A 21,502-nucleotide genomic window follows, 5' to 3' on the forward strand; every position below is an offset into this window, starting at 1 on the left:
TGCAGCTGCAAGGCGGAGGAGGGAGTCGACGCGGTGGGGGCACCTCCCGGCCGAAGGCTGGGGGACGTCGGCGAGTGACGACAACGCCGCAGCTGTGCGTGCCACACCCGCGACGCCGGGCTGATCCAAACGACAGGCCCTACGCCCCTCTCGATCATGTTGAGGACGACACAGCGTGGGAGGTACGCCGTGAGCAGCACCCTCTTCCGGACGAAGAAGGTCGAGCAGTCCATCCTCGACACCGAGGAGCCCGAGCACGCGCTCAGGAAATCCCTGTCCGCGCTGGACCTGACCGTCTTCGGCGTCGGCGTCATCATCGGAACCGGCATCTTCGTCCTGACCGGCAAGGTCGCCAAGGAGAACGCGGGCCCGGCCGTCGCCCTGGCCTTCGTCGTGGCCGGCATCGTCTGCGCCCTGGCCGCCCTGTGCTACGCGGAGTTCGCCTCCACCGTCCCGGTGGCGGGATCGGCGTACACCTTCTCGTACGCCTCCCTCGGCGAGCTGCCCGCCTGGATCATCGGCTGGGACCTGGTGCTGGAGTTCGCGCTCGGTACCGCGGTGGTCGCCGTCGGCTGGTCCGGCTACATCCGCTCCCTGATGGACAACGCCGGCTGGCACCTGCCCGTGGCGCTCGGCAGCCGGGAGGGAGCCCACGGCTTCGGCTTCGACATCCTCGCCGCCGCGCTCGTCCTGGTGCTGACCGGCGTCCTGGTGCTGGGCATGAAGCTCTCCGCGCGCGTCACCGAGGTCATCGTCGCCATCAAGGTGGCCGTCGTCCTGATCGTCATCGTCGCGGGCGCCTTCTTCATCAAGAGCGCCAACTACAGCCCGTTCGTCCCCAAGGCGCAGCCGGTCCCGGCGGGCGCCGACCTCAAGGCCCCACTGATCCAGCTGCTGGCCGGCTGGGCCCCCTCCAACTTCGGCGTGATGGGCATCTTCACCGCCGCGTCCGTGGTCTTCTTCGCCTTCATCGGCTTCGACGTGGTCGCCACCGCCGCCGAGGAGACCAGGAACCCCCAGCGGGACATGCCCCGCGGCATCCTCGGCTCGCTGCTCGTCTGCACCGTCCTCTACGTCGCCGTCTCGATCGTCGTGACCGGCATGCAGCACTATTCCAAGCTGTCCGTGGACGCCCCGCTCTCCGACGCGTTCAAGGCCACCGGGCACCCCTGGTTCGCGGGCCTGATCAGCTTCGGCGCGGCCGTCGGTCTGATCACGGTCTGCATGATCCTGCTCCTGGGCCAGACCCGGGTGTTCTTCGCGATGAGCCGTGACGGACTGCTGCCCCGCTTCTTCTCCCGGGTCCACCCCCGCTACCGGACCCCGCACCGGCCGACCATCCTGCTCGGTGTGATCATTGCGATTCTCGCGGGCTTCACCAGTCTGAGCGAGCTCGCCGAACTGGTGAACATCGGCACGCTCTTCGCCTTCGTGGTCGTCGCCATCGGCGTGATCATCCTCCGCCGTACCCGCCCCGACCTGCACCGCTCCTTCCGTACCCCCTGGGTGCCGTTCCTCCCGATCGTCTCGGTCCTCGCCACGTTCTGGCTGATGCTGAACCTCCCCGCCGAGACCTGGCTCCGGTTCGCGGTGTGGATGGTGATCGGCTTCGTCGTCTACTTCCTGTACGGCCGTTCGCACAGCCGTCTGGGACGCCACGAGGAGATCACGGCCGACCAGATCCCCGAGCACGGGGAGTGATCGAGCCATCCGACCACCCGGCCTCGTATGTCCTGGTTAGGAGGGAGATGCGGGGCCGGATAGCGTGCTCCCCATGTCTGCCGCGCCGCTCGCCACACCACGCTCCGCAGTCGCAGCCGAAGCGGCGGTGTCGTACTGGAGGCGCCTGTTACCGCTGCTCGCGGTGCTGGCCTGCGCCACCCGGGTGCCGTCCTTCGTGCCGCCGCTGTGGAACCCGGACGAGGGCTATCTCGCCGTGCAGGCCCGCCTCCTGGCCCACGGCGGACAGCTCTATGAGACGGTCGTGGACCGCAAGCCGCCGCTGGTGCCGTGGCTCTACCAGGGGGCGTTCGCCCTGTGCGGCTCGCACTCCCTGACCTGCGTCAGGGTGCTCGCGGTGCTGGCCCAGCTGCTCACCGCCGCGACGCTCGCCTCGCTCGCCCGGCGCCGCTGGGGCGACCGCGCCGGTCGTACCGCCGGCGTGCTCTACCTGCTGGTCTCGGTCGGACTCAACCCCGAGGACGCGCAGGCGGCGGGCTTCGAGGTGTTCATACTGCCCTGCACGGCGGTCGCGATGTGGTGCGCCGACCGGCGCCGTTGGGCGGCCGCCGGAGCCGCCGTGGCCTGCGCCTTCCTCGCCAAACAGACCGGAGGGGCGGTACTGCTGCCGGTGCTGTGGCTCTGCGGCACCGCACGGCCCGCCCTGCTGCGGCTGACGGCCGGGGCGGCGCTGCCGGTGCTGGGCGCCGCCCTGCTGACCGACCCGGCGGGCTTCGTGTTCTGGACCGTCACCGGCTCCGCCGTCTACGCCACGTTCACCGGCTCCGAACTGCACGTCCTGGGCCGGGGGCTGGTCAACACGGCCATCCTCGCGGTCGCCTGCGCGGGCCTGCTCCCGCCCGTCGTACGGGCCCTGCGCATCGCGCGCACGGGCGCCGCCGACCTCTGGCTGTGGCTGGCCGCGTCGGGCGGCGCGGTACTGACGGGCTTCCACTTCTTCGGCCACTACTACCTCCAGCTGATCCCGCCGCTCGCGCTGCTGGCCACCTCCGCGCTCCAGCTCCTGCCCCGGGACCGGGCGCCCGCCGCCGTGCTGACCTCGTCCTGCTGCTGCGCCCTGTTCCTGGCCTGGGGGCTGTTCGCCCCGCGCCCCGAACTCGCCCACGCCCAGCGCCTGGCCGCCGCCGTCGCCGACCGCACCGGCCCCGCCGACCGGGTCCTGCTGTGGGGCATGCACCCGGAGACGTACTGGCTGGCCGACCGCACCCCCGCCAGCCGCTATCTGACGGCCGGTCTGCTCACCAACTTCAGCGGTGGCCGGGACGGCCCCCAGGTCGGCGAGAAGTACGCCGTCCCCGGCACCTGGACGGTCTTCCGCGCGGAACTGGCCGACCGCCCGCCGTCGCTGATCGTCGACGACTCCCGCGGCGGCCCGTACGGCCCGGACCGCATCCCCGACCTGCGGCACCTGCTGGCGGCCGGGTACGAGGAGGCGGGAAGGGTGGACGGGGCGGTGCTGTACCGACGGGCGGCGGGGCAGTGAGCCGGCCCGCCGTCAGCCCGTACCGCCGTCACCCCGTACCGCCTGCGGCCCCGTCACCCGTGCCCCCAACTCCGTCACCCGACGCCGGAGTCCACGGTCGGCCGTGACGACCAGACAGGGGCGTCCGACGGCACCGGCGACGACCTCGACGAGGTGGTCGTCGCCGCTGCCGGGCGCCGACTCCACCCGTACCCCCGGCACGGACTCCACCCCGCGGGCCGCGCCCTCCACCACCAGCACTATCTCGACCGGGCCGTCGTGACCCGGCAGGCCGTCCACCGCCAGCCGGTCGCGCAGCCGCCGCGCGGCGCCGCGCCGGTCGCGCCACCAGCCGTCGGGCACCGACCCGACGACGTTCGCCGCGTCGACGATCACGAGGAGGGGGCGCGCGTCCTGGTCGCTCATGCGCCCCAGCCTCGCACGGAGATCACCCGGTATCGACCACGGCCCACGGCGGCGGCATTAAGGTGATCCGGTGAACGGCGACTGGTTCATACGCGGCCGCGACGGCCGGCTCAGTGTCTACCTGCTCTCTGGAGACGCGGTCCTGTGCCGCGCCGAGCGCGGTCCCGGCGCCGCCTGGGCCGAGGCCCGCAGGATCGGCGGCGAGCAGAGACTGCACCCCGGCCTCGGGACCGGGCAGGGCGTCGACGGCTATGCCCATCTGGTCTCCTGGCGGCCCACCGCGCCCGGCGAGTCCGGCCTGGTGCACTCCACCCACTTCCGGCCCCGGCTCTCGGCCCTGGACTGGACCTCGATCGGGCACCCCGACAAGAAGGGGGACCGCACCGGCGCCCCCACGGTCGCGGTGGACGCCCAGGGGCGCGCCCACGTCTTCGTCCGCAACGCGGCCGGCGGGATGAGCATGCGCGCCCAGAAGGAGACCGGCGGCTGGGAGCCCTGGCGCGACCTGAAGGGGCACGACGTCCAGGGGGAACCGGCCGCGGTGACGGGGGAGTCGGGCCGCGTCGAGCTGTACGCGGCGGTGCCGGGCGCCCTGCTGCACTGGCGGCAGGAGGAGGCGGGCTCCACGCCGGTCCTGGAGGAGGCGATGGAGGCCACGGCCCGCCCGGGCACGCTGCGCGCGCTGGCCACCTCGCCGGAGAGCACCACCCTGCTCTTCACCGACGACTCCGGCGACCTGCGCGCCTGGCGCCCCGGCGGCGAGCCCGTCACCGTGCTGACCGCCGCCGGTCCGGGCCGGGTGGCGGCGGTCCGCTGCGAACTCGACGGCCACGACTGCACGTTGCTGGCCCAGCGCGCGGAATCGGGCCGGGTCGCCTTCGCCGCCTACCCGACCGAACAGGAGACGGCCGGGGCCTGGTGGACCGAGTCGGGCCAGGAACTGCCCGGGGACGCGGAGGTGAACCTCACCGTGGCCGAGGACGGCCGGGTGGTCGCGGCCGCCCTCTCCCCGTCGACCGGCGAACTGCGCCTCACCCGCCGCAAGGACGAACCGGGCCTCGCCCTGGAGGCGTGGCGCACGGTCTGAACGACGGTGACACGCAGGCCGCCCCCGCCGCTGTGGAAGCGGCGGGGGCGGCCTGTGGTGTCGCACCGGTGTCAGGACCGGTGCACGGTGGACGTCACGCCGGAACCGAAGCCACCCCAGGCTCCAGGAACGGCTTGCCGTTCACCCGCTGCGAGACACCCTCACGGTCCAGGTACGGCGTGATGCCGCCCAGGTGGAAGGGCCAGCCGGCGCCCGTGATCAGGCAGAGGTCGATGTCCTGGGCCTCGGCGACGACGCCCTCGTCGAGCATGAGCCCGATCTCCTGGGCGACCGCGTCGAGGACCCGGGCGCGCACCTGCTCCTCGGTCAGGACGACATCGCCCTGCTTCAGGAGCGCGGCGACCTCGGGGTCCAGCACCGGCTTGAAGCCGTTCTCGGCCGAGTAGACGTAGAAGCCGCGCTTGCCCGCCTTGACGACGGCCGCGAGGTTCGGGGACACCGTGAAGCGGTCCGGGAAGGCCCGGTTCAGGGTCTCCGAGACGTGCAGACCGATCGCGGGACCGACCAGCTCCAGCAGGACCAGCGGGGACATCGGCAGGCCCAGGGGCTCGACCGCCTTCTCCGCAACCTCGACGGAGGTGCCCTCGTCGATGACGTTCTGGATCTCGCCCATGAAGCGGGTGAGGATGCGGTTGACGACGAACGCCGGGGCGTCCTTCACCAGGACCGCGGTCTTCTTCAGCTTCTTGGCCACCGCGAACGCGGTCGCCAGCGACGCGTCGTCGGTCTGCTCGCCGCGGACGATCTCCAGCAGCGGCAGGATCGCGACCGGGTTGAAGAAGTGGAAGCCGACGACCCGCTCGGGGTTCTTCAGCTTCGAGGCCATCTCGGTGACCGAGAGGGACGAGGTGTTGGTGGCGAGGATCGCGTGCGCCGGGGCGACCGCCTCGACCTCCGCGAACACCTGCTGCTTGACCCCGATCTCCTCGAACACGGCCTCGATGATGAAGTCCGCGTCCGCGAAGCCCTCGGCCTTGTCCAGCACACCGGACACCAGCGCCTTGAGGCGGTTGGCCTTGTCCTGGTTGATCCGGCCCTTGCCGAGCAGCTTGTCGATCTCGGCGTGGACGTAGCCCACACCCTTGTCGACGCGCTCCTGGTCGATGTCCGTGAGGACGACCGGGACCTCCAGGCGGCGCAGGAACAGCAGCGCCAGCTGCGAGGCCATCAGGCCCGCGCCGACCACGCCGACCTTGGTGACCGGACGGGCCAGGCTCTTGTCCGGGGCACCGGCCGGGCGCTTGCCGCGCTTCTGCACCAGGTTGAACGCGTAGATGCCGGAGCGCAGTTCGCCACCCATGATCAGGTCGGCGAGCGCCTGGTCCTCGGCGTCGTAGCCCTGCTGGAGGTCGCCGTTCTTGGCGGCGGCGATGATGTCGAGCGCGCGGTAGGCGGCCGGTGCCGCGCCGTGCACCTTGCCGTCGGCGGCGGCGCGGCCGCGGGCGACGGCCTGGTCCCAGGCCTCGCCGCGGTCGATCGCCGGGCGCTCGACCGCGATGTCGCCCTTGAGGACGTTCGCCGTCCAGATCAGCGACTGCTCCAGGAAGTCCGCACCCTCGAAGAGGGCGTCGGCGATGCCGAGGTCGAAGACCTGCTGGCCCTTGAGCTGCTTGTTCTGGTTGAGGCTGTTCTCGATGATCACCGAGACGGCCTTGTCCGCGCCGATCAGGTTCGGCAGGATCGTGCAGCCGCCCCAGCCGGGGACCAGGCCGAGGAAGACCTCGGGCAGCGAGAACGCCGGCAGGGCCTTGGAGACCGTGCGGTAGGTGCAGTGCAGGCCGACCTCGACGCCGCCGCCCATCGCCGCGCCGTTGTAGTACGCGAAGGTCGGGACCGCGAGGCCCGCGAGGCGCTTGAAGACCTCGTGGCCGCCCTTGCCGATGGCGAGCGCGTCCTGGTGCTCCTTGAGGAGCTCGACGCCCTTGAGGTCGGCGCCGACCGCGAAGATGAACGGCTTGCCGGTGATGCCGACGCCGACGATCTCGCCGGCCGCGGCCTCCGCCTCGACCTGGTCGATCGCGGCGTTGAGGTTCGCCAGCGACGCCGGGCCGAAGGTGGTCGGCTTGGTGTGGTCGAAGCCGTTGTCCAGCGTGACGAGCGCGAAGCGCCCGGCGCCGTACGGCAGGTCGAGGTGGCGCACGTGCGCCGACGTCACGACCTCGTCCGGGAACAGCTCGGCCGCACCCTTCAGAAGCTCAGCGGTGGTGCTCACTTGTCCCCCTCGAAGTGCGGGTTCTCCCAGATGACCGTCGCGCCCATGCCGAAGCCGACGCACATGGTGGTCAGGCCGTAGCGGACGTGCGGCTGCTCCTCGAACTGGCGGGCCAGCTGCGTCATCAGACGCACACCCGACGAGGCGAGCGGGTGGCCGTAGGCGATCGCGCCGCCGTACTGGTTGACGCGGGCGTCGTCGTCGGCGATGCCGTAGTGCTCCAGGAAGGCGAGGACCTGGACGGCGAAGGCCTCGTTGATCTCGAAGAGGTCGATGTCCTCGATCGTCAGGCCGGCCTGGGCCAGGGCCTTCTCGGTGGCCGGGATCGGGCCGTAGCCCATCACCTCGGGCTCGACGCCCGCGAAGGCGTAGGAGACCAGGCGCATCTTGACCGGCAGGTCGTTCTCGCGGGCGAAGTCCTCGCTGGCGATGATCGACGCGGTGGCACCGTCGTTCAGACCGGCGGCGTTGCCCGCCGTGACCCGGCCGTGCACGCGGAACGGGGTCTTGAGGCCGGCCAGGCTCTCCAGGGTCGTGCCCGGGCGCATCGGCTCGTCGGCGGTGACCAGGCCCCAGCCCGTCTCACCGGCCTCGGCGTTGGTGCGGCGGACCGAGATCGGCACCAGGTCCTGCTGGATCTTGCCGTCGGCGTACGCCTTGGCGGCCTTCTCCTGCGAGCGCACGGCGTACTCGTCGGCGCGCTGCTTGGTGATGGTGGGGTAGCGGTCGTGCAGGTTCTCCGCGGTCATGCCCATGAACAGGGCGGACTCGTCGACCAGCTTCTCGCTGACGAACCGCGGGTTGGGGTCGACGCCCTCGCCCATGGGGTGACGGCCCATGTGCTCGACACCACCGGCGATGACGACGTCGTAAGCGCCGAAGCCGATGGAGCCCGCGACGGACGTGACGGCGGTCAGCGCGCCCGCGCACATGCGGTCGATGGAGTAGCCGGGGACCGACTGGGGGAGACCTGCGAGGATGCCGGCCGTACGGCCCAGCGTCAGACCCTGGTCGCCGATCTGCGTGGTCGCGGCGATGGCGACCTCGTCGATCTTCTTGGGGTCGAGGCCCGGGTTACGGCGCAGCAGCTCCCGGATCGCCTTCACGACGAGGTCGTCGGCGCGGGTCTCGTGGTAGATGCCCTTCGGGCCCGCCTTGCCGAACGGGGTGCGGACGCCGTCGACGAAGACGACGTCCCTGACGGTACGAGGCACGATGGCTCTCCTCCAGATGCGGGATGGCACTGCAGCGCGGCACACGCGCTGAGCGCGCGCTCACCTCCCCATGCTACTTACGAGTAACCATGCTGCCCAGTCCCGGGGGCTGGAGCGGCGAAGGTCACATTCACGCGCGCGCCGGAGCCGCTTCCGCGGGGGTGCCGGGGTCGCCTGGCCGGGGCGGTCACCGCTTGCCGCGTACGCGCCGCGCGGCGGTCCGCACCCTCGTCCGCCGGGCGCCGGTCGCTCCGCTGCCGCGCGGGAGGGGCGTGCCGCTGCTGTCCACGCCGGATCTTGGCGTGATCTCGACGTACGCCCCCGCTCCGTTTCCGACATACCTTCGGGGCGCACCCGGAGAAGAGGGACGGAGTGGAGCGCGGGCGCGTTCCGCCGGCCTCCCCGACGGCGTTCCGCCCGTGTCTTCGGCGGCGGTCCGTCCGCCTCCCCGGCGGCCCGTGGCGGTCCGTCAGGGTCCCCGACGTTCCCTGTGGTGGTCCACCGGGGATCTCGGCGGCCCCATGGTGGTCCTCACGGTCCCCGGTGGACCGTCGCCCGGCGGCGCGCCCGCGCCGCCGACCCGGCCGCCGAGGGGTCCGCCGGGACACGGACGGCCCGTGGTGGTCCGTCAGGGTCCCCGCTGGTCCGTGTGGTGGTCCACCGGGGACCACCGAGATCCTCGGTGGCCCGTCGTGGTCGGTCAGGGCCCCGGACGGTCCCGTGGGGGCCGAACGGCGGCTCCACCGTGGTCCGTGGGGCCCGGCCGGGGGCCCTGGTGCGGTCCGTGGAGGTCCGTCGGGCCCCGGGCGGCCCGTGTGCAGGGGCAGTGCCGGGCTGTCGGGCCCGGCGGGCCGTCGGGGTCAGGGGCCCTGGACGGACAGGGCCTCGGACAGGGCCGGGGCCACCAGTTCCACCTGCCAGGGGCGTGCGCCGTACCCGGCCAGTGCGGCCGCGGTGGAGTCGACGTCCGTGCTCCTCGGCGGCTCCCAGCAGACCCGGCGCACCGTGTCCGGCGTGATCAGGTTCTCCTGGGGCATGTCGATCCGCTCGGCCAACGCCGACACCGCGGTCCGCGCCGCCGACAGCCTGGCCGCCGCGGCCGGGTCCTTGTCCGCCCACGCCCGCGGCGGCGGCGGACCGGTCACCTGCTGCCCCGGCTGCGGCAACTGCGCGTCGGGCAGCGCCCTGGCGCGGTCGACGGCCGCCTGCCACTGGTCGAGCTGCCGCCGCCCCATGCGGTGCCCGAACCCGGTCAGCGCGGCGAGGGCGTGCACATTGGCCGGCAGCGACAGGGCGGCCTCGACGATGGCCGCGTCGCCGAGCACCTTGCCCGGCGAGACGTCCCGGCGCTGCGCGATCCGGTCGCGGGCCTCCCACAGCTCGCGCACCACCGCGAGCTGGCGCCGCCGCCGCACCTTGTGCATGCCGGACGTACGTCGCCAGGGGTCCTTGCGGGGCTCCGGCGGCGGAGCCGAGGCGATCGCGTCGAACTCCTGCCGGGCCCACTCCAGTTTGCCCTGCCGGTCCAGCTCCTTCTCCAGCGCGTCGCGCAGGTCGACGAGGAGTTCCACGTCCAGGGCCGCGTAGCGCAGCCAGGGATCGGGCAGCGGCCGGGTCGACCAGTCGACGGCGGAGTGGCCCTTCTCCAGGACGAATCCGAGCACGCTCTCGACCATCGCGCCCAGGCCCACCCGGGGGAACCCGGCGAGCCGGCCGGCCAGCTCGGTGTCGAACAGCAGGCTGGGAACCATGCCTATCTCACGCAGACAGGGCAGGTCCTGAGTGGCCGCGTGCAGCACCCACTCCACCCCGGACAGCGCATCGCCCAGCGCGGAGAGGTCCGGGCAGGCCACGGGGTCGATCAGGGCGGAGCCGGCGCCGGCGCGGCGCAGCTGCACCAGATAGGCGCGCTGGCCGTAGCGGTAGCCGGACGCGCGCTCGGCGTCCACGGCCACCGGGCCGGTCCCGGCGGCGAAGGCGGCGATCACCTCGGCGAGGGCGGCCTCGTCGGTGATCACCGGCGGAATGCCCTCGCGCGGTTCGAGGAGCGGGACGGGCGCCCCGGTCGCAGAAGATCCGCCGTCGTCCGGAGGGGCGCCTCCGGTGGTTCGCAGTGACGTGGCTGCTGCGGTCTCTTGGGCGTCGGTCACATGTCAAGGGTATCCGTGTATCGACAGCGCCCGCCGACGGAACGTTCCGTCGGCGGGCGCCCGAGGGGTGCAAACCAGTCACGCATCACACGTGTCAGTGAAAGCGGTCAGTGGGGCAATGGGGTGAAACTCCGGGCGGTGACCCGGTCGGGAGATCGGTATGCGGTCGTGATGGTCAGTGGATGATGCCGGTCCGCAGCGCCACCGCGACCATCCCGGCGCGGTCGCCCGTGCCGAGCTTGCGGGCGATACGGGCGAGGTGGCTCTTGACGGTCAGCGCGGACAGGCCCATGGAGACGCCGATCGCCTTGTTCGACTGGCCCTCCGCGACCAGTCGCAGCACCTCGACCTCGCGTCCGGACAGTTCGCGGTAGCCGCCCGGGTGGCTCGGGGCACCCGGGGGGCGGCGGTGCAGGCGGGCGGCGGCGGAGCCGATGGGGGCGGCACCGAGGCGGGTGGGGAGCCCGACGTTGGTGCGGGTGCCGGTGACGACGTAGCCCTTGACGCCGCCCGCGAGGGCGTTGCGCACGGCGCCGATGTCGTCGGCGGCGGAGAGGGCGAGACCGTTGGGCCAACCGGCCGCGCGGGTCTCGGACAGGAGGGTGAGGCCGGAGCCGTCCGGCAGGTGGACGTCGGCGACGCAGATGTCGCGGGGGTTGCCGATGCGGGGACGAGCCTCCGCGATGGACGAGGCCTCGATGACGTCGCGCACACCGAGCGCCCACAGGTGGCGGGTGACGGTGGAGCGGACGCGGGGGTCGGCCACGACCACCATGGCGGTGGGCTTGTTCGGGCGGTAGGCGACCAGGCTTGCGGGCTGCTCGAGGAGAACGGACACCAGGCCTCCTGGGTGGGGGACGGTACCGGCTCGTAGGGATGAAGCCGGGACGAACCGTGCTTTCAAGGTCACAGTCGTCTTCGGCACCAAACCCGGCGTCCTTTAGGAAATGATCACGATCTAGTGAGTAACAATACGTGCAATTCGGACACGCGAGCGATCATCCGAAGATCGAATCGTTTCGGTCGAAGCCGATTGGTTGTCTGAAAGTGGCCGTATCGACAAAGAGATCATCAAAACGGGCGAGCAAACGGGCCAAGAGGGGGTGAGCGAGTGTGAGAGAGCGGTCGAAAAACCGATCAGGCGGCGGTCCGAGGGCCCCTCGGGCGCGGCGGAGGGGCGGCCGCGGGATTCTCACGCGGGTGCCCCAGGCCCCGGCCCCCGGCCCCTACGTCAGCCCCGGCCCCGGCTCCAGTCCCGACTCCGGATCCGGTCCGGACTCCGCCCCCCGCGGTGAGGTCACCGGGACTGCGGCCCCCGTCGCTGCGGCAGCGTCACCACCGACGCGTCGCCGGGACCGGCCGGCGGCAGCCCCGCCACCTGGGCCAGCAGATCGCACCACGACGCCAGATGGCCCGCGGTGTCCGGGACCCCGCCCAGGCCCTCCCGGGGCGTCCACGACGCCCGGATCTCGATCTGCGAGGCCGCGGGGCGTGCCGACAGCCCGCCGAAGTAGTGGGAGCTCGCGCGCGTGACGGTGCCGCTCGGTTCGCCGTACCCGAGGCCGCGCGCCTGGAGCGCGCCCGTCAGCCACGACCAGCACACCTCGGGCAGCAGCGGGTCGGCGGCCATCTCCGCCTCCAGTTCCGCGCGCACCAGCGTCACCAGCCGGAAGGTGCCCTGCCAGGCATCGTGCCCGGCGGGGTCGTGCAGCAGCACCAGCCGGCCGTCGGCCAGTTCCTGGTCGCCGTCGACGACCGCCGCCTCCAGCGCGTACGTGAACGGCGCCAGCCGCTGCGGGGCCGGTGTCGGCTCGATCTCGATCTGCGGTCGCAGCCGCGCGGTTCTCAGCGCGTCCACCGCGGCCCGGAAGGGCGGCGGAGCCGCGTTCGCGTGTGAGGCGTCCTCCCCGGTGTCCTTCGCGTCGTCCATCTCGCCAGCGCCGTCCGACAGTCGTCCCTGAGCCGCAGCCATGCGGGGAAGATTAAGGGGAACGGGGGCTTCGTGCAGAGCAAGACACCCCCATGGCCCCTTGCGCCCCCGCGCACGACCCCTCGCACCCCCGCGCGCACCCCGCCTCCGCGCCCCGGCCCGGACCCTGGACCGACCTCGCCCCCCACGCCGTGGGGCCCGCACCCCGCGCCCCGTCCCCACGCCCCGGCCCGCGCCTTGCCCACGCCCCGACCCGTACGCGGTCCCGCGTCCCGCGGTCCGGCCCGGGGTGCTCCGCCGTCGTGCGAGACTTGCCGTCGTGAGTGCGAACGGAAGCCCCGCGGGCCAGCAGCCGACAGCGACGTACGACAGTGCCTTCCTGAAGGCGTGCAGGCGTGAGCCCGTGCCGCACACGCCCGTGTGGTTCATGCGGCAGGCCGGTCGCTCCCTGCCGGAGTACCGCAAGGTGCGCCAGGGCGTCGCGATGCTGGAGTCCTGCATGCGCCCCGAGCTGGTCACCGAGATCACGCTCCAGCCGGTGCGCCGGCACGACGTGGACGCGGCGATCTTCTTCAGCGACATCGTCGTCCCGCTCAAGGCCATCGGCATCGACCTCGACATCAAGCCCGGCGTCGGCCCGGTCGTCGAGCGGCCCATCCGCACCCGCGCCGACCTGGCGCAGCTGCGCGACCTGACCCCGGACGACGTGCCCTACGTCATCGAGGCGATCGGCCTGCTCACCCGCGAACTCGGCGGCACCCCGCTCATCGGTTTCGCGGGCGCGCCGTTCACCCTCGCGAGCTACCTCGTCGAGGGCGGCCCGTCGCGCACGTACGAGAACGCCAAGGCGATGATGTACGGCGACCCCGAGCTCTGGGCCGACCTGCTCGACCGTCTCGCCGACATCACCTCCGCCTTCCTGAAGGTCCAGATCGAGGCGGGCGCGAGCGCGGTCCAGCTCTTCGACTCCTGGGCCGGCGCGCTGGCCCCGGCGGACTACCGGCGCTCGGTGATGGCCGCCTCCGCGAAGGTGTTCCGCGCGGTCGAGGGGTACGGCGTCCCCCGCATCCACTTCGGCGTCGGCACCGGCGAGCTGCTCGGCCTGATGGGCGAGGCGGGCGCGGACGTCGTCGGCGTCGACTGGCGGGTGCCGCTGGACGAGGCCGTCCGCCGGGTCGGACCGGGCAAGGCGCTCCAGGGCAACCTGGACCCGACCGTCCTGTTCGCCGGCCGGGAAGCCGTCGAGGCCAAGACGCGTAAGGTCCTCGACGCGGCCGCGGACCTGGAGGGCCACATCTTCAACCTCGGCCACGGAGTCATGCCGTCCACCGACCCGGACGCGCTCACCCGGCTCGTGGAGTACGTCCACACCCGCACCGCCCGCTGAGGCGCCTCACCAGGAGTGCCGGGGCCGCGCCCGCCTGCCGAACAGCAGGCCGCGCGGCTCCGGAGGCGGTGGTGTGCCGGGCCGCAGCGGCCAGGCCAGCAGCATCCCGGTGAGGAAGCCGACGATGTGCGCCGCGTACGCCACCGTACCCACCTCGGAGACGCCCTCGCCGGACGAGTACACCGCCTGGAGCACGAACCAGAAGCCGAGCACCAGCCAGGCCGGCAGCCGCAGCGGCAGGAAGACCAGGAACGGGACGAGCACCCACACCCGCGCCCTCGGATACAGCACCAGATAGGCGCCCAGCACGCCGGCGATCGCCCCCGAGGCGCCGATCAGCGGGTCGGTCGACGCGTCGTTGAGCAGCGCGAAGCCGTACGACGCCGCATAGCCGCAGGCGACGTAGAACAGCGTGAAGCGGACGTGCCCCATGCGGTCCTCGATGTTGTTCCCGAAGATCAGCAGGAACAGCATGTTGCCCAGCAGGTGCAGCCAGCTTCCGTGCAGGAACATCGCGGTGAACACGGACAGCGGCGGGGACTTGACGTAGCCCGGCGGGCCGACCACGCAGCCCGGACCCTGCGCACCGACCCCGACGGCGCCCGTGGGGACCGTTCCCGGCAGCTGATGGTGGATCAACTCCCGTGGCACCGCCGCGTAGTGGTCCAGGAACGCGTGCAGATGGCAGAGCCGTGACAGATGGTCGCCGGCCGCCGCCGAGCCCGCGAGGCCCGGCGTGAACAGGAACACCAGGACGTTCGCGGCGATCAGCGCGTACGTCACCCAGGGGGTGCGGCGCACCGGGTTGACGTCGTGCACGGGGATGACCACAAGGGACTACTGCCCGCGGGACGCCGGACGAACCGGTGGATGACGGACCGGTGAACACCCGCGTCCGTACACGCGTATGAGTCGTCAACCGCCCGCGGTCCGGGGAAGGCGTGACGCGGGGACGACGTGAGGATCAGGCGATGAACGACGGAATTACCGCTCAGGCTCTGCCCGCGATCCACGCACTGCCGGACGGTGAGGCGGAGATCTCACTGGTGGTGCGGCTGCCGTGGGAGGACGTGGCCCGGCTGGGCCAGGAGGCGGGGCGGCTCGCCGCGCAGCTGAAGCGGCCGGTGACCCTGGACGAGGCGGTCGGCAACCGGCTGCGGACCGTCAGGCCGTCGGCGGCGCACGCGCGGCCGGCCGGCGAGCAGCCGGCCGCCGCGGCCGCGAGCGCGTCCGTGGCCTCACTGCCCCGGATCACCGGCACGGCCTGAGCGCTCCGGCCCGAGCCGCGGATCCGCGGGACGGTCCGAGCGCGCCGGCCCGGCCGCGGTGGCGCAGCCGGGCCGTCAGGCGGGGCGTACCTTGGCCGCCGCCTTGCGGGCGGCCACCAGCACCGGGTCCCACACCGGGGAGAAGGGCGGCGCGTACCCCAGGTCCAGGGCCGTCATCTGTTCCACCGTCAGGCCGGCGGTGAGGGCCACCGCGGCGATGTCGACCCGCTTCGCCGCGCCCTCCCGGCCGACGATCTGCACGCCGAGCAGCCGTCCCGTACGACGCTCGGCGAGCATCTTCACCGTCATGGGCGAGGCGCCCGGGTAGTAGCCCGCCCGGCTGGTCGACTCGATGGTGACCGCCTCGAAGCGCAGCCCGACCCGGTGCGCGTCCTTCTCGCGCAGCCCCGTGCGCGCGATCTCCAGGTTGCAGACCTTGCTCACCGCCGTGCCGACGACGCCGGGGAAGGTGGCGTAGCCGCCGCCCGCGTTGGTGCCGATGACCTGGCCGTGCTTGTTGGCGTGGGTGCCGAGCGCGATGTGCCGCTCCTGTCCCGAGACGAGGTCCAGCACCTCCACGCAGTCACCGCCCGCCCAGACGTTCTCGTGGCCGCGTACCCGCATCGCCAGGTCGGTGAGCAGGCCGCCGTGGCCGCCCAGGGGCAGCCCGGCGGCCCGCGCGAGGGCCGTCTCCGGGCGTACGCCGATACCGAGCACGACCACGTCGGCCGGGTACTCCGCGTCCTCGGTGACCACCGCCCGTACCCGCCCCTCGTCGCCGGTGAGCACCTTGGTGACCTCGGCGTCGTTGACCATGGTGATGCCGAGGCCCTCCATCGCCCGGTGCACCAGACGGCCCATGTCGGGATCCAGCGTCGACATGGGCTCCTTGCCACGGTTGAGGACCGTCACCCCGTAGCCCCGGTTGATGAGCGCCTCGGCCATCTCCACGCCGATGTAGCCGGCGCCGACGACCACCGCGCGTCGGCCACGCGTGTGCGCCAGGGTGTCGAGCAGGGCCTGGCCGTCGTCGAGGGTCTGAACTCCGTGGACCCCCGGGGCGTCCATGCCCGGCATCTCGGGACGCACCGGCCGGGCCCCGGTCGCGATCACCAGCTTGTCGTACGACGTCCAGGACTCGGCGCCGCTGTCCAGGTCACGCGCGCGTACCCGCTGCCCGGCCGTGTCGATCTCCGTGACCTCGGTGCGCATCCGCAGGTCGATCGCCCGCTCGCGGTGCTCCTCGGGCGTGCGGGCGATCAGCCGGTCGCGTTCGGTGACGTCGCCGCCCACCCAGTAGGGGATGCCGCACGCCGAGTAGGACGTGAAGTGGCCGCGCTCGAAGGCCACGATCTCCAGTTCGTCCGGACCTCTGAGTCGGCGGGCCTGGGACGCCGCGGACATTCCCGCGGCGTCGCCGCCGATCACGACCAGTCGCTCTGCCTGAGGGCTCACACGGCTCATGCTCATACGAACACGCTACGGGGGACGGGCATTTCGGCGCTGTCGGTTCAGTGCTGATCGGGTCCGTTCAGGGCCGGACCGTTCCGGTCGGGTCCGGTCAGGCCCGGTCCGTCCGGTGCGGTCCGGTTGCGGCGCCGGGGCCGGATCAGGCGCAGCCACGCCAGGACCAGCAGCGCCGCCACGGCCGCGAACGGCAGGGTCGCGCCGAACGCCACCGCGACCCAGCGCAGCATCGTCACGAACGCTCCCCAGCCACCCGCGAGCGCGTCCACGAACCCGGGGTCCTCGTCCTTCTTCTCGGCCTTCGGCACCGGCTTCTCGAAGAGGGAGAGCGTGATGGTGGCCATGCTCGTCCGGTCCTTCAGGGACGCCTGCTGGGCCAGCAGCGACTCCAGATCGGCCTCGCGGGAGCTCAGTTCGCCCTCCAGCGTGACCACGTCGGAGAGTTGGGTGGCCCGGTCCATCAGCTCGCGGATGCGGGCCACGCTGGCGCGCTGCGACTTGACCCGGCTGTCGACGTCGACGACCTGGTCGGTGACGTCCTGGGCCTTCGCGGTGCGCTCCAGGAGCTTGCCCGTGCCCTCCAGACCGGCGAGGACCTCGTCGTACCGGTCGACCGGCACGCGCAGCACGACCCGGGTGTGCTCGCCGCTGTCCTCGTCCCGGGTGGTGGTCTCGTCGCCGACGTAGCCGCCCGCGTTCTCGGTGGTGGTGCGGGCCGTGTCGAGGGCCTTCGCCGAGTCCTTGACCTGCACGGTCAGCGTGGCGGTACGGATGATGTGGCTGGTGGAGAGGGCCGGCGGCGTGCCGGTCCTCGCGCTGCCGTTCCGATTGCTGTCCGCGGCGCCCGCCTGTGCCTCCGCACCGGCGCCGGTCTGCGCCTCGGGCCCGGCCGCGGCCTTGGCGTCGGAACTGGTCGCGGCCTTGTCGTCCGCACCCGCGCCGCATCCCGCGAGGGCCAGGGCGCAGACGAGCAGCACCCCGGCCAGGGCCCGGGCGGAACGCCGTACGGAAGGCGGCGCGGAACGCCGTGCGGAACGTGGGGCGGGATGTGGTGCGCGCATGTGGGTCTCCCCCCGGGGCGGTGACGACTGACGCTCCTTCGACGCCGTAGCGGCCCGGGACGTTTGCGGCGGCCGGTCGCGATGCGGTCACGGTCAGGACTCGTCCAGGACACCGGGGTCCCGCGGCAGTGCCGGCGCGCTCTGAGAGAGTGGGGCCATGAGCGCAACGGGTACGGGCACGGAGCATGTCGTCGTCGTCGGAGCCGGGATCGCGGGGCTGGCCGCCGCCCACCGGCTGCTGGAGCGCGGGGCGCGGGTGACCGTGCTGGAGGCGTCCGGCCGGGTCGGCGGCAAACTGCTGCCGGGCGAGATCGCGGGCGTGCGCGTCGACCTCGGCGCCGAGTCGATGCTGGCCCGCAGACCGGAGGCGGTGGGGCTGGCGCGTGAGGTGGGTCTGGCCGACCACCTCCAGCCGCCGGCCACCGCGACCGCCTCGATCTGGACCCGGGGCGCCCTGCGTCCGATGCCCAAGGGCCATGTGATGGGTGTCCCCGGTACCGCCGCCGCGCTGGCCGGGGTGCTGTCCGACGAGGGCCTGGCCCGTATCGACGACGACGCCCGCCTGCCGCGCACCGAGGTCGGCGACGACGTGGCGGTGGGGGAGTACGTGGCGGCCCGGCTCGGCCGCGAGGTCGTCGACCGGCTGGTGGAACCCCTGCTGGGCGGGGTCTACGCGGGCGACGCCTACCGCATCTCGCTGCGCTCCGCCGTCCCCCAGCTCTACCGGGCCGCGCGCACGCACGACTCGCTGACCGAGGCGGTCCGCGAGATCCAGGCGAAGACGGCGACGGACCAGCCGGCCGGACCCGTCTTCATGGGCATCGCCGGCGGAGTGGGCCGGCTCCCGCTCGCCGTCGCCGAGTCGGTGCGGGCGCGCGGCGGGGAGATCCGGCTGGACACCCCGGTGCGCGGCCTGCGCCGCACCGGCGACGGCTGGCGGATCCTGACCGACGGCGGCGCGCAGGAGGCCGACGCCGTGGTCCTCGCGGCCCCCGCCCGCGACACCGCCCGCCTGCTGCGCGACGACTGCCCCGCGGCCGCCGCCGAACTGGACACCGTGGAGTACGCCTCGATGGCCCTGATCAGCCTCGCCTACCGGCGCGGCGAGGCGGCCGCCCTGCCCGAGGGCAGCGGCTTCCTCGTCCCGCCGGTCGACGGGCACACCATCAAGGCGTCGACGTTCGCCTCCCGCAAGTGGGGCTGGATCGCCGACGAGGACCCGGACGTGGTCGTGGTGCGCACCTCGGTCGGACGGCACCGCGAGACCGAGGTCCTCCAGCGCGACGACGCCGCTCTCGTGGCGGTCTCCCGGCACGACCTGAAGGCGGCCACCGGCCTCGACGCCGTCCCCCTGGAGACCCGGGTCACCCGCTGGACCGACGGCCTGCCCCAGTACCCCGTCGGCCACCACGCGCGCGTGGCCCGCGTCCGCGAGCACGTCGCCGCGGTCCCGGGCCTGGCGGTGTGCGGCGCGGCGTACGACGGGGTCGGCATCCCGGCCTGCATCGCGAGCGCGTACGCGGCGGTCGACCGGCTGGGCGGCGACCTGCGCGGTGTGCAGGAACTCACCGCCCACCCGGTGCAGAGCCTGCACGGCGGAGCGGGAGAATAGCCGCATGAGTGAAGATGCCCCCACCACCGAGTCCGGCAGGATCCCGAACAAGGGCAAGCTGGCCAAGGACCTCAACGAGGTCATCCGCTACACCCTGTGGTCCGTCTTCCGGCTGAAGGACGTGCTGCCCGAGGACCGCGCGGGCTACGCCGACGAGGTCCAGGAGCTGTTCGACCAGCTCGCCGCCAAGGACGTGACCGTCCGCGGCACCTACGACGTGTCCGGCCTGCGCGCCGACGCCGACCTCATGATCTGGTGGCACGCCGAGACCTCCGACCAGCTCCAGGAGGCGTACAACCTCTTCCGCCGGACGAAGCTGGGGCGCGCCCTGGAGCCGGTCTGGTCGAACATGGCGCTGCACCGCCCCGCCGAGTTCAACCGCTCGCACATCCCGGCGTTCCTCGCCGACGAGACGCCCCGCGACTACGTGAGCGTCTACCCCTTCGTGCGCTCCTACGACTGGTACCTGCTGCCCGACGAGGACCGCCGCCGGATGCTCGCGGACCACGGCAAGATGGCGCGCGGCTACCCCGACGTGCGCGCCAACACGGTCGCCTCGTTCTCCCTCGGCGACTACGAGTGGATGCTGGCCTTCGAGGCCGACGAGCTGTACCGCATCGTCGACCTCATGCGTCACCTGCGTGCCTCCGAGGCGCGGATGCACGTCCGCGAGGAGGTCCCCTTCTACACGGGCCGCCGCAAGGACGTCGCCGATCTGGTCGCGGGCCTGGCCTGAGCCCGCTCCGAGGGCTTGCCGCAGGGCGAGCCCTCGGCCGCCGGTCCCCGACGGCCGGCCGTCAGCCCCGTACCGGCTTCGACCTCGTGGCCGGCTTCGCCTTCGGGTCCGGCTTCGGCGCGGGCACCGGTTCCGGACGCGGTGCGCAGGACGCGCGCCGGTCCGGCAGCCGGTCCTCCAGCAGATACGCCTCCAGATGGCCGTTGACGCAGCGGTTGGGACCGCCGGCGACGCCGTGCGTGCCGGCGTCCCGCTCGGTCACCAGCACCGAACCGGCCAGCCGCCGGCGCAGCTCAAGAGCGCCGTCGTAGGGCGCGGCCGCGTCCCGCTCGGAGGCCAGGACCAGCGTCGGCGGCAGCTCACCCGGACCGGTCCGCACATCCAGCGGCCGCTGCCGCGGCACCGGCCAGTAGGCGCACGGCAGGTTCGCCCAGGCGTTGTCCCAGGTCTCGAACGGCGCCACCCGCGCGAGCCGCGTGTTGTCGCGGTCCCATACCTTCCAGTCCGTCGGCCAGGGCGCGTCGTTGCACTCCACGGCCGTGTAGACGGCGCTCCCGTTCTCCGCCTCGGCGGCCGCCCGCGTGACCGGCGCCGCCAGGGCCACCAGCGGCCGCGGGTCGCCCTTCAGATACGCCGACAGCGCCGCGGCCCGCGAGGGCCAGTACGTGTCGTAGTACCCGGCCTGGAGGAACGCGTTCTGCAACTGGGCGGGGCCGACCTTCCCGCCCGCCGGCCGGGCGGCCAGCCGGGTCCGCGCCTTCTCGTAGCCGTCCGCCACCGCCGCGGCCGTCGTGCCCAGCCCGTACACGTCGTGGTGGCGGGCGACCCACTCCCGGAAGTCCGCCCAGCGCTCCTCGAACGCGGCCGACTGGGCGAGGTTGTTGCGGTACCAGATCTGCGCGGGATCCGGGTTCACCGCCGCGTCGAACACCATCCGGGCCACGTGCGAGGGGAACAGGGTCGCGTACAGCGCCCCGAAGTAGGTGCCGTACGAGGCGCCCATGAACGTCAGCTTCGGCTCGCCGAGCGCGGCCCGCAGGACGTCCAGGTCACGGGCGTTGTTCAGGGAGGTGTAGTGGCGCAGCGCGCTGCCCGACCGCTTCGCGCAGCCCTGCGCGTACGCCTTGGCCCGGGCGATGCGCTGCCGCTTGTACGACTCCGAGGGGTGCACCGGCGCCGGGGCAGGGCCCTTGAAGAAGTGCTGGGGGTCCTGGCAGGACAGCGGCGCCGAGCGGCCGACGCCGCGCGGGGCGTAGCCGACCAGGTCGTAGGCGGCCGCGATGCGCTTCCACTGCGGGAGCGTGCCGGCCAGCGGGAAGTACATGCCGGAGCCGCCGGGGCCGCCCGGGTTGAAGACCAGGGCGCCCTTGCGCGGCACCAGGCGCTTGCTGTTGTGCGGGTCGCGGTGGGTGGCCGGCACCCGGCTGACGGTCAGCTCGATCTGCTTGCCGTCCGGGTGGGCGTAGTCGAGCGGGACGCTCACCGTGCCGCACCGGAGGCTGTCCGGCGCGTCCCGCAACTCGGTGCACGCGCCGAAGCGGACACCGGTCTCGGCGGCGCGGGCGGCGGCCACCCTGGTGCCCTCGCGCTCGGTCGTCGCGCCGGGGGCGCCGGTGCTGCCCCCGGCCGGACCGGCGGCGAGAACGGTCAACAGCAACGACCCGGCGGCCGAGTGGACGACGGCTGCTCTCATCGCGGATCCCTTCGAGGCACGGCGGCGACAAAGGGG

The 21,502-nt window shown here is 73.0% G+C and carries 17 protein-coding genes; 7 read left to right on the plus strand and 10 right to left on the minus strand.

Annotation, left to right across the window (positions count from 1 at the left end):
- Window positions 1-189 precede the first annotated feature (189 nt).
- Window positions 190-1,701, plus strand: a complete 1,512-nt coding sequence (locus ACZ60B_RS38875) for an amino acid permease (RefSeq protein WP_469395804.1) — start codon at window positions 190-192, stop codon at window positions 1,699-1,701.
- Window positions 1,702-1,774: 73 nt separating this feature from the next.
- Window positions 1,775-3,223, plus strand: coding sequence for an ArnT family glycosyltransferase (locus tag ACZ60B_RS38880; protein WP_469395806.1), 1,449 nt, complete (start codon window positions 1,775-1,777; stop codon window positions 3,221-3,223).
- A gap of 12 nt (window positions 3,224-3,235) precedes the next feature.
- Here ACZ60B_RS38880 and ACZ60B_RS38885 read toward each other — a convergent pair whose 3' ends face one another.
- Window positions 3,236-3,628: an NTP pyrophosphohydrolase gene (locus ACZ60B_RS38885; protein ID WP_469395807.1), complete on the minus strand. Its 393-nt coding sequence runs from the start codon at window positions 3,626-3,628 to the stop codon at window positions 3,236-3,238.
- Between the two features lie 70 nt (window positions 3,629-3,698).
- On the opposite strand from ACZ60B_RS38885, the gene ACZ60B_RS38890 reads away from it, so the two are divergent.
- Window positions 3,699-4,715, plus strand: coding sequence for a DUF8189 domain-containing protein (locus ACZ60B_RS38890; protein ID WP_469395809.1), 1,017 nt, complete (start codon window positions 3,699-3,701; stop codon window positions 4,713-4,715).
- A gap of 94 nt (window positions 4,716-4,809) precedes the next feature.
- On the opposite strand, the gene ACZ60B_RS38895 is transcribed toward ACZ60B_RS38890, so the two are convergent.
- The 5 genes from ACZ60B_RS38895 to ACZ60B_RS38915 form a co-directional block, all read right to left on the minus strand.
- Window positions 4,810-6,948 carry a 3-hydroxyacyl-CoA dehydrogenase NAD-binding domain-containing protein gene (locus tag ACZ60B_RS38895; RefSeq protein WP_469395811.1) on the minus strand — a complete coding sequence of 713 codons (2,139 nt, stop codon included), beginning with the start codon at window positions 6,946-6,948 and terminating at the stop codon, window positions 4,810-4,812.
- A complete protein-coding gene (locus ACZ60B_RS38900) occupies window positions 6,945-8,162 on the minus strand; it encodes a thiolase family protein (protein ID WP_469395813.1) in 1,218 nt (405 codons plus the stop codon). Before ACZ60B_RS38900 ends, ACZ60B_RS38895 begins: the two co-directional genes overlap by 4 nt.
- A gap of 860 nt (window positions 8,163-9,022) precedes the next feature.
- Window positions 9,023-10,312 carry a ribonuclease D gene (locus tag ACZ60B_RS38905; RefSeq protein ID WP_469395816.1) on the minus strand — a complete coding sequence of 430 codons (1,290 nt, stop codon included), beginning with the start codon at window positions 10,310-10,312 and terminating at the stop codon, window positions 9,023-9,025.
- Window positions 10,313-10,487: 175 nt separating this feature from the next.
- Window positions 10,488-11,150, minus strand: coding sequence for a LuxR C-terminal-related transcriptional regulator (locus ACZ60B_RS38910; RefSeq protein ID WP_450662078.1), 663 nt, complete (start codon window positions 11,148-11,150; stop codon window positions 10,488-10,490).
- Window positions 11,151-11,609: 459 nt separating this feature from the next.
- Complete coding sequence (locus tag ACZ60B_RS38915) at window positions 11,610-12,284, minus strand: DUF3000 domain-containing protein (RefSeq protein ID WP_469395818.1); 675 nt, start codon at window positions 12,282-12,284, stop codon at window positions 11,610-11,612.
- A 277-nt stretch (window positions 12,285-12,561) separates the two neighbouring features.
- Between ACZ60B_RS38915 and hemE the strand changes: the two genes are divergently transcribed.
- Complete coding sequence (gene hemE / locus ACZ60B_RS38920; RefSeq protein ID WP_469395820.1) at window positions 12,562-13,629, plus strand: uroporphyrinogen decarboxylase; 1,068 nt, start codon at window positions 12,562-12,564, stop codon at window positions 13,627-13,629.
- A gap of 6 nt (window positions 13,630-13,635) precedes the next feature.
- Here the strand turns inward: hemE and ACZ60B_RS38925 are convergent, their stop codons facing one another.
- Window positions 13,636-14,460, minus strand: coding sequence for a rhomboid family intramembrane serine protease (locus ACZ60B_RS38925; protein WP_469395822.1), 825 nt, complete (start codon window positions 14,458-14,460; stop codon window positions 13,636-13,638).
- Window positions 14,461-14,600: 140 nt separating this feature from the next.
- Here ACZ60B_RS38925 and ACZ60B_RS38930 point away from each other — a divergent pair, with 140 nt between their 5' ends.
- A complete protein-coding gene (locus tag ACZ60B_RS38930; RefSeq protein WP_469395824.1) occupies window positions 14,601-14,897 on the plus strand; it encodes a hypothetical protein in 297 nt (98 codons plus the stop codon).
- Window positions 14,898-14,972: 75 nt separating this feature from the next.
- Here the strand turns inward: ACZ60B_RS38930 and ACZ60B_RS38935 are convergent, their stop codons facing one another.
- Complete coding sequence (locus tag ACZ60B_RS38935) at window positions 14,973-16,361, minus strand: FAD-dependent oxidoreductase (protein WP_469395849.1); 1,389 nt, start codon at window positions 16,359-16,361, stop codon at window positions 14,973-14,975.
- A 47-nt stretch (window positions 16,362-16,408) separates the two neighbouring features.
- Window positions 16,409-17,425 (minus strand): DUF4349 domain-containing protein, encoded by a 1,017-nt coding sequence (locus ACZ60B_RS38940; protein WP_469395825.1) that lies wholly within the window; start codon window positions 17,423-17,425, stop codon window positions 16,409-16,411.
- Between the two features lie 157 nt (window positions 17,426-17,582).
- Here ACZ60B_RS38940 and hemG point away from each other — a divergent pair, with 157 nt between their 5' ends.
- Together hemG and hemQ are read left to right on the plus strand one after the other, a co-directional pair.
- Window positions 17,583-19,037: a protoporphyrinogen oxidase gene (gene hemG / locus ACZ60B_RS38945; RefSeq protein WP_469395827.1), complete on the plus strand. Its 1,455-nt coding sequence runs from the start codon at window positions 17,583-17,585 to the stop codon at window positions 19,035-19,037.
- Window positions 19,038-19,041: 4 nt separating this feature from the next.
- Window positions 19,042-19,773 carry a hydrogen peroxide-dependent heme synthase gene (gene hemQ / locus ACZ60B_RS38950; RefSeq protein WP_469395830.1) on the plus strand — a complete coding sequence of 244 codons (732 nt, stop codon included), beginning with the start codon at window positions 19,042-19,044 and terminating at the stop codon, window positions 19,771-19,773.
- Window positions 19,774-19,834: 61 nt separating this feature from the next.
- On the opposite strand, the gene ACZ60B_RS38955 is transcribed toward hemQ, so the two are convergent.
- Entirely contained in the window at window positions 19,835-21,466 is a 1,632-nt protein-coding gene (locus tag ACZ60B_RS38955; RefSeq protein ID WP_469395832.1) for an alpha/beta hydrolase, read from the minus strand.
- Window positions 21,467-21,502 lie beyond the last annotated feature (36 nt).

The sequence above is a fragment of the Streptomyces sp. NPDC104096 genome, from assembly GCF_055584385.1.

What these genes read in the sequence shown, in the direction of transcription:
- ACZ60B_RS38880 (WP_469395806.1), top strand. Translation starts at nt 1,775, where the DNA reads ATGTCTGCCGCGCCGCTCGCCACACCACGCTCCGCAGTCGCAGCCGAA.
- ACZ60B_RS38885 (WP_469395807.1), bottom strand. Translation starts at nt 3,628, where the DNA reads ATGAGCGACCAGGACGCGCGCCCCCTCCTCGTGATCGTCGACGCGGCG.
- ACZ60B_RS38915 (WP_469395818.1), bottom strand. Translation starts at nt 12,284, where the DNA reads ATGGCTGCGGCTCAGGGACGACTGTCGGACGGCGCTGGCGAGATGGAC.
- ACZ60B_RS38930 (WP_469395824.1), top strand. Translation starts at nt 14,601, where the DNA reads ATGAACGACGGAATTACCGCTCAGGCTCTGCCCGCGATCCACGCACTG.
- ACZ60B_RS38935 (WP_469395849.1), bottom strand. Translation starts at nt 16,361, where the DNA reads ATGAGCCGTGTGAGCCCTCAGGCAGAGCGACTGGTCGTGATCGGCGGC.
- ACZ60B_RS38940 (WP_469395825.1), bottom strand. Translation starts at nt 17,425, where the DNA reads ATGCGCGCACCACATCCCGCCCCACGTTCCGCACGGCGTTCCGCGCCG.
- hemG (WP_469395827.1), top strand. Translation starts at nt 17,583, where the DNA reads ATGAGCGCAACGGGTACGGGCACGGAGCATGTCGTCGTCGTCGGAGCC.
- hemQ (WP_469395830.1), top strand. Translation starts at nt 19,042, where the DNA reads ATGAGTGAAGATGCCCCCACCACCGAGTCCGGCAGGATCCCGAACAAG.
- ACZ60B_RS38955 (WP_469395832.1), bottom strand. Translation starts at nt 21,466, where the DNA reads ATGAGAGCAGCCGTCGTCCACTCGGCCGCCGGGTCGTTGCTGTTGACC.